Origin of the sequence: Bartonella sp. OC68QHHN (assembly GCF_042193875.1) — a bacterium.
GTDB classification, from domain to species: Bacteria; Pseudomonadota; Alphaproteobacteria; order Rhizobiales; family Rhizobiaceae; genus Bartonella; species Bartonella grahamii_A.
On record NZ_JBHIME010000043.1, the window covers coordinates 1 to 1187 of the forward strand.

The 1187-nt window shown below is 40.3% G+C and carries 2 pseudogenes; both read left to right on the forward strand.

What is annotated here, in order from left to right:
* Positions 1-119 (forward strand): annotated as a pseudogene (locus ACFIJ0_RS06065) (late control protein); the annotation flags it as partial.
* Between the two features lie 142 nt (positions 120-261).
* Positions 262-1079: pseudogene (locus ACFIJ0_RS06070) on the forward strand (DNA adenine methylase).
* Positions 1080-1187 lie beyond the last annotated feature (108 nt).

The following is a 1187-nucleotide window of genomic DNA, read 5'->3' on the forward strand; positions in this document are numbered from 1 at the left end:
AAATCAATGGACCATGGAAAGCTTCCACTGTCACCCACTGCTATGAAAAACAAAGCGGTTATACCACAGAAATCACCTTTGAGGCGTGGGAGAAGGGAAAGGAAAGAAACAAAAAATAGAGGCTGGGCTGGTAGTCCAGCCAACGGGAGAAGTTTTGCGAACACACCCGTCCGATGTAACTCAACTCAATATCGCAGCCACTTCTTATCACTTAAAGCAATGAGAAGATGGCTAATATAGATGAAAGAGTGTTAAAAAATGATGGATACACTTTGTAAAGAAACATTAAAATCTGTTGATCCTATAGAACCAGCTGCCCCTTATGTTGGTGGCAAAATCAAGTTGGCAAAGACCATTATCAAAATCATTGAAGCCATTCCCCATCGCATTTATGCTGAACCTTTTGTTGGAATGGGGGGATATTCTTCAGGCGGCAATTGATTCCCTTATATGAAGTCATCAATGATCGTTCAGGCGATGTGGTGAATTTTTTTCGGGTGTTGCAACGTCATTATCACCCTTTTATGGATCTGTTGGAGTTTCAGATAAGCAGCCGTGAGGCGTTTCAGCGTTTCGCTTTACAAGATCCAAAGACGCTTACGGATTTAGAGCGGGCTTTGCGGTTTTTATATCTGCAGCGGTTGAGTTTTGGTGGGCAGGTAGCAAAGCGGACGTTTGGAGTTGATCCACACCGTGGTGCACGGTTTAATTCTTTCAAACTTGAAGCCTTATTAAAACTTATTTACCGGCGCTTATCAAATGTGACCATTGAACATTTAGATTGGTTTGATTTTATCAGGCGCTATGACCGGACGACCACTTTGTTTTATCTTGATCCGCCTTATTTTGGCGTTGAGGATTATTATGGAAAAGATTTGTTTAAGCGGGAGGATTATCAGAGGATGGCTATGCTGCTCGCACAATTAAAGGGGAAGTTTCTTCTGTCTCTCAATGATGTACCAGAAATTCGAAACACCTTTAGCCAATTTAAGATAAAAGAGGTAAATACATATTATACATGTGGTTCCAATAATCCGACTCCGGCTCAAGAGCTCATCATTTCAAATTGTGATTTTTAAGAGGAAGAAAAAAATATGCTTTAAAGGGGCTTTCAATGACCTTTAAATAAGGTCTTTGAAGACCCTTTGAGAGCACCTTTAAAACTCTTTGAAAAAAATAAATTGCTA